General features: G+C 30.5%; 5 protein-coding genes. 2 read left to right on the plus strand and 3 right to left on the minus strand.

The genetic code is table 11. From position 1 onward, the window contains the following. Positions 1-57: 57 nt before the first annotated feature. Together SPD90_RS06540 and SPD90_RS06545 are read right to left on the minus strand one after the other, a co-directional pair. Positions 58-291, minus strand: a complete 234-nt coding sequence (locus SPD90_RS06540; RefSeq protein ID WP_320924703.1) for a hypothetical protein — start codon at positions 289-291, stop codon at positions 58-60. A gap of 12 nt (positions 292-303) precedes the next feature. Further along, the gene (locus SPD90_RS06545) at positions 304-1,308 is read right to left on the minus strand and encodes a hypothetical protein (protein ID WP_320623909.1); all 1,005 of its coding nucleotides are present in this window, start codon (positions 1,306-1,308) and stop codon (positions 304-306) included. Between the two features lie 235 nt (positions 1,309-1,543). Here SPD90_RS06545 and hydF point away from each other — a divergent pair, with 235 nt between their 5' ends. Then, positions 1,544-2,767, plus strand: a complete 1,224-nt coding sequence (hydF, locus tag SPD90_RS06550; RefSeq protein WP_320924704.1) for a [FeFe] hydrogenase H-cluster maturation GTPase HydF — start codon at positions 1,544-1,546, stop codon at positions 2,765-2,767. Positions 2,768-2,777: 10 nt separating this feature from the next. Continuing rightward, positions 2,778-4,175: an aspartate ammonia-lyase gene (locus SPD90_RS06555; protein ID WP_320924705.1), complete on the plus strand. Its 1,398-nt coding sequence runs from the start codon at positions 2,778-2,780 to the stop codon at positions 4,173-4,175. A 260-nt stretch (positions 4,176-4,435) separates the two neighbouring features. Here SPD90_RS06555 and SPD90_RS06560 read toward each other — a convergent pair whose 3' ends face one another. Continuing rightward, on the minus strand, positions 4,436-5,941 hold the full coding sequence (locus tag SPD90_RS06560) for a DUF1846 domain-containing protein (RefSeq protein WP_320924706.1): 1,506 nt from the start codon (positions 5,939-5,941) through the stop codon (positions 4,436-4,438). Positions 5,942-6,279 lie beyond the last annotated feature (338 nt).

Here is a 6,279-nt window from a genome sequence, read left to right on the forward strand (position 1 = left end):
TAAAGTATTCTTTGTCCCTATATATACATAATTCGTATTAAATGAAAAATCCTTATCTTATACACCGTTTAACACTGGAAAAGCTACTATCCTATAAATTCCCCTCATATCTACTTGATAATCGCGCTTATTTTCATTATCTTGCCTTTTTACGATTTTATCTAAATACTCAAGGTCGTTATCTCTGAGCTTTTCTAAATATACATTTATCTCCCCCTTATCGCAATTCCATTTCCATTCAAATCTTATTTTATTCTTTCCATATAATGTAATTTTTTCATTATTTATCATATTTTCACCATATTATTTTATTTCTGGATAAACTGTACTAATCGTATTGTAGATTAAATCTACAAATAAATCTTCACCAATTAAATCTATAACCTGTTCTAAGTTCAAGCTATATGGAAGCTTTTCGTATATCTTGTATATATTTTTTTCTATCGAGCTATCTATTTTATCCTTAAATCTATAATCATCAAATACTAAATCACACATCAAATCTTCAACTATTTCTAAAATATATTCCTTTGACTTAATCAAATCATTTAATTTTTCAACATTTAAAAGCTGCGACTTTTCTATTTCCAATTCTATTAATTTTATTTTTTCATTTAATATATACTTTTCTAGCTCTAGCTCAAAATGCTCTTTAATGTATCTATTCATAAATAGATTTAAATCGCTTGTTTTGTCAAACATATCCTCTGTATTTGATTTGTTGCTTTTTCGATTTAATTCCTCGATTGTATTTAATTTTAAACTATTTAACAATGATTTTAAATTACCTGCTAAAATATACAGCGATAATTTACTTATCAAATCAAATTCCTCTAAATTTTTGTCTGCATTTAATTCAATATATCTTGTAAAATAATTTTTATCTTTAAATATAATTTTTTCTGCTTCCTCTAGACAGAGCTTTTGATTGTTTTTCGTAAATTTATCGAATATAGATTTTTTATTTTTAGGGATTATAAAATCTATATTTTTACTGTTTATAGGTATATTTTTTACACTTTCAACTAATTTATTTTTGCGGTATTTTTTTATTAAATAAAACTCTATTTCATTATTTACTTCAATTATGTTCTTACCAAGCTCATCTATTGAACAATCTTTTATTTTTAATCCTAACTGGCTCTCTATAATTTTTTTGAAATAGTATAAAACAATATATCTAGGTAAATTGAATTTTTGACCATTTTGCATTTGAAAATCACCTAAATTAAATTCTCTTTGATTTTTATACAATTTATTTAAATATACACCACATAATTTCAATATACCTTTTCTTTCAGTATTCATACCCAAATACCCCCAAAAGATTTTTCACTTAATAACAGTATAATTCATAAATACAATAATTATCAACAGGTTCAACTTATTAGCCCACATTGAATTTATACTTTTTATATTAATTTTTCCATTTATTGATAATTAAAAACTCACTGTGATATAATTACTTTATTGAGTTATTTTAATTTGTAAATTTACCTTGCTTTTTTTGCAAGGTCATATTATTTTAAAGGGGGGAATTTCAATGAGTTTAAACTCTACACCTTCTGCAGAACGTGTTCACATAGGTATATTTGGAAAACGTAATGCTGGTAAATCAAGTGTAATAAATGCAATCACAGATCAAAATTTAGCAATAGTATCAGATGTCAAAGGTACAACAACTGACCCAGTTTCAAAGGCAATGGAATTATTACCTTTAGGACCAGTTATTATAATAGATACTCCAGGTCTTGACGATGTCGGAGAACTTGGAAAAATGCGTGTTCAAAAGAGCTATCAGGTTTTAAATAAAACAGACATAGCAATACTAGTTATAGACGGTACTCTAGGTGCTACGCCTGAAGACAACGCTTTAATAGAAAGATTTAAAGAAAAGAAAATTCCATATATAATCGTTATGAATAAATTAGATTTAGTAAAAGAAAAAGGAATAGATTTAGATATAGAAGATTCTCCTAATACTATATGGGTGAGCTCTGTAACTGGAGAAAATATATACGAGCTAAAGGAATTAATAGCAAAACAAGCTCCTACAGACGAATCAAAATTCCAAATCGTAGGGGATTTATTAGATCCTTCTGACTTTGTAGTGCTTGTAGTTCCTATAGACAAGGCTGCACCAAAGGGAAGATTAATCCTACCTCAACAACAAACCATAAGAGATATACTTGAAGCGGATGCAACTGCAATAGTAGTGAAAGAATACGAGCTTAGAGACACACTGGCTAATTTAAGCAAGAAACCAAAGCTAGTAATAACTGACTCTCAAGTTTTTGCAAAGGTATCTGCCGATACTCCTAAGGATATACTGCTTACTTCTTTCTCAATATTATTTGCTCGCTACAAAGGCGACCTAGAAGAAACTGTAAAAGGTGCAAAGGCAATAGAAACACTAGAAGATGGAGATACAATTTTAATGTCTGAGGGATGTACTCATCACAGACAATGCGACGATATAGGTCGAGTTAAAATTCCTAGATGGATAATGCAACACTGTGGCAAACGACTAAACTTCGAATTCTCAAGTGGTACAGAATTTCCATCTGACCTATCAAAATATAAAATGATAGTTCACTGTGGCGGATGTACTCTAAATGCCAGAGAGATGAAATATAGAATAAAATGTGCACAAGATCAAAACATTCCTATAACTAACTACGGTATTTTAATAGCATATATGCAGGGAATACTACATAGAACTGTAGAAGCATTTCCTCATATAGCGTATTTGTTAGAAGAAGAATAGGAGTGATTTTATGACAGACGACAACAAAACAGCAAAGAGAATAGAAAAAGATAAATTAGGAAAAGTAGCTATAGATCAAGACGCTCTTTATGGAATTCAAACAGCACGCGCACTTGAAAATTTCAAAATAAGCGACTCTAAAGTTAGAAAAGAGCTTATCTACTCAATAGTAACAGTTAAAAAAGCTGCAGCAATGGCAAACGAAAAAGTAAAGGCTCTAGATAAAGAAAGAGCAAATGCAATAGTCGAAGCCTGTAATTTAATACTTGCAGGAAAATACGATGACAATTTTGTCACAAATGCACTACAAGGTGGTGCTGGAACTTCGACTAATATGAATGTAAACGAGGTCATAGCAAATTTGGCTCTAAAAATTTCAGGAAGAGAACCTGGTGACTACGACTACATACATCCCCTAGATCACGTAAATATGGGGCAATCTACAAATGATGTATACCCTACTGCTCTTAGAATCGCTTCTATAAATTTAGTCAGAGCCTTAAGCGACGAATGCAGTAAATTACAAGAAGCTCTACAACGCAAGGAAAATGAATTTGAATTTATAATTAAGCTTGGAAGAACTGAAATGATGGACGCACTACCTATTACTCTAGGTCAAGAGTTTGGCGCCTATGCACAAGCCATTGCTAGAGATAGATGGAGAATTTACAAGGTTGAAGAGAGACTTAGACAGATAAATTTAGGCGGTACTGCTATCGGTACAGGAAGTAATGCCAACAAAATGTACACATTTAGAGTTATCGAAATAATAAGAGATTTGACAGGTATAGGTCTTGCAAAAGCCGAATACCCTATAGATTTAACACAAAATAACGATGTATTTGTAGAAGTTTCAGGGCTTTTAAAGGCGTTGGCTGTAAATATTATGAAAATAGCAACTGACCTTCGCATAATGAACTCAAAACCATTTGGAGAAATTAAATTGAGCGATATGCAAGCAGGAAGCACAATTATGCCAGGTAAAGTCAACCCTGTCATCCCAGAAATGGTGACTCAAGTGGCAATAAAAGTAATGGCAAACGACAGTGCAATCAGTATGTGCGCTGCAAACGGCAACTTTGAATTAAATGCATTTATGCCATTAATTGCAGAAAGCCTTCTTGAGAGCTTGACTTTGCTTACAGAAACTCTAAAAATATTTAGAACTAAATGCATAAATACTCTAACTGCAAACGAAGGAAATTGCAAAAAGCATTTAGATAATTCAATAGTTTTACTTGCAACTGCTTTGGTTCCTTATATAGGATACGATATGGCTGCTGAAATTATATCAGAAAGCAATGAAGATCCTAAGAAGGTCAGAGAAATTGTATTAGAGAGAAAGTTAATGGATGAGGATAAATTAAATGAAATTTTAAATTATCACCACACTATAACTTACTTATAAGATAAAAAAATTAAAAGAAGTATTGTAAATCAATCTTAAAATAATTTACAATACTTCTTTTTTATTAGCTATTAAAATTTATTTTTTTCTAAAATACATTGACTTTTATAAAAAAAAATTATACAATAATATTCCACCTCAAAAATATGAGGTCTTTAAAATACTAATACTTACACGAATAAAAATAATAATTTACAGCCTTCTATTCTTCATAGAAGGCTCATTTTCTTTTATATCAAATCTATTTAAAATCAACTCTTTTATACATAGTATAAGTTTTGAGAAGGATAAACAGCTTCACAAGTCACATCTACACCTAATTTTCTAAATGTTTGTTCATCATCCTTAGTAAGCATAGTTGTTGAATGAGCTTGTACATCTTTTAAGTTCGCTAATTCATCCATAGCCATTTGTGCTGGTGGATTTGTAACTGCACAGATTGAAAGAGCTGTCAATACTTCTTCTAAGCTAAGTGAAACTTGTCTACTTCCTAGAGTTTCTGTTTTTAATTTTACAATAGGTTCTAATATAACTGGTGATATTAATAACATATCATCTGGAATATTTGCTAAATGTTTTACAGCGTTTAATATTGCAGCTGCACTAGCACACATTAATTCAGAGCTTCTTCCTGTTATTATTGTTCCGTCATTTAATTCTAATGCAACAACTGAACATATTTCATCCTTATCTGAATTTGAATTAAGTTTTTCGCTGTATTCTCTAGCCGGAAGTACGACTTTTCTATCTTCAGGTTTTAAGTTTGATTTTTCCATGATTAGAGACATAGTGTCATATGAACTCTTGTTAACTTCACCTTTTTTATATTCACAACCAGTTTTAAAGTATCTTCTGATTATTTCTTGTCTTGATGCTTCACTTACAGCTTCGTCGTCGTATATCCCAAATCCAACTCTGTTTACACCCATATCTGTTGGTGATTGGAAGATTGATTCTTTTCCTGTTATTTTTTCGATTATTTTCTTAAGAACAGGGAATAATTCTAAATCTCTGTTGTAGTTTGTAGCCTTTACTCCATATCTATCTAAGTGGAATGAATCTAGCATATTCACGTCTTTTAAATCTACAGTTGCAGCTTCATATGCCACGTTTACTGGATGATTTAAATGAAGATTCCAAACTGGGAAAGTTTCAAATTTAGAATATCCTACTGAATTTCCTCTTTTATTTTCATGATATAATTGGCTTAAGCAAGTTCCAAGCTTACCACTATTTGGTCCTGGAGCAGTAACTACAACTATTGGTTTAGTAGTTTCTATATATGGATTTGCGCCAAAACCTTCTTCACTAACTATAGTATCTACATCAGATGGATATCCTTTAGTTGGACCATGCTTGTAGACTTTTATACCACGACGTTCTAGCTTATTTATGAATACTGTAGTCGCAGGTTGTCCTTCATATCTCGTTATAACTACACTGTTTACATCTAGCTCATAAGTTCTCAAATCGTCTATTAATCTTAGAACCTCCATATCGTAAGTTATACCGAAGTCTCCTCTTTTTTTGTTTCTTTCTATGTCTCCAGCGTAAACACAAATTATAACCTCTACTTGATCCTTTATATTTTGTAGAACTTTAATCTTTGCATTTTCATCAAATCCAGGTAAAACCCTCTTTGCATGTAAATCGCCTATAAGCTTTCCTCCAAACTCTATATATAGCTTGTCGAAATTATTAACTCTCTCTAATATATATTTAGATTGTTGTTCTAAATATTTTTTTGCATCAAAACCTTGCTTCATACTTTAACACCTCTCTAATTTTTTGTCTTTAAAATAACTTTCTACAAATAAAAATATTATCTACTCTTTGAGCAAATATTTAAATACTAATTACACAAATACTATTTATCACTAAGCTTATATTATACAATCCTGTTCAAATTATTTCAAGATTTTATTCTTATAATATAATTATTTTTATTCAAAAAAAGAGAAGAACTTAGTCTTCTCTCTTGATATCTAAACAGCTGTAATTATAACCTATTAGCAACAACCATCGTCGCCTATTTCACCACAACCACAAACTATTAATAATAATATTAAAAATGGTATCCATGAACATATATCTATATCAGCCC

The organism is Intestinibacter sp. (assembly GCF_034113885.1).
Classification (GTDB): Bacteria; Bacillota; Clostridia; order Peptostreptococcales; family Peptostreptococcaceae; genus Intestinibacter.

What these genes read in the sequence shown, in the direction of transcription:
- SPD90_RS06540 (WP_320924703.1), bottom strand. Translation starts at nt 291, where the DNA reads ATGATAAATAATGAAAAAATTACATTATATGGAAAGAATAAAATAAGA.
- SPD90_RS06545 (WP_320623909.1), bottom strand. Translation starts at nt 1,308, where the DNA reads ATGAATACTGAAAGAAAAGGTATATTGAAATTATGTGGTGTATATTTA.
- hydF (WP_320924704.1), top strand. Translation starts at nt 1,544, where the DNA reads ATGAGTTTAAACTCTACACCTTCTGCAGAACGTGTTCACATAGGTATA.
- SPD90_RS06555 (WP_320924705.1), top strand. Translation starts at nt 2,778, where the DNA reads ATGACAGACGACAACAAAACAGCAAAGAGAATAGAAAAAGATAAATTA.
- SPD90_RS06560 (WP_320924706.1), bottom strand. Translation starts at nt 5,941, where the DNA reads ATGAAGCAAGGTTTTGATGCAAAAAAATATTTAGAACAACAATCTAAA.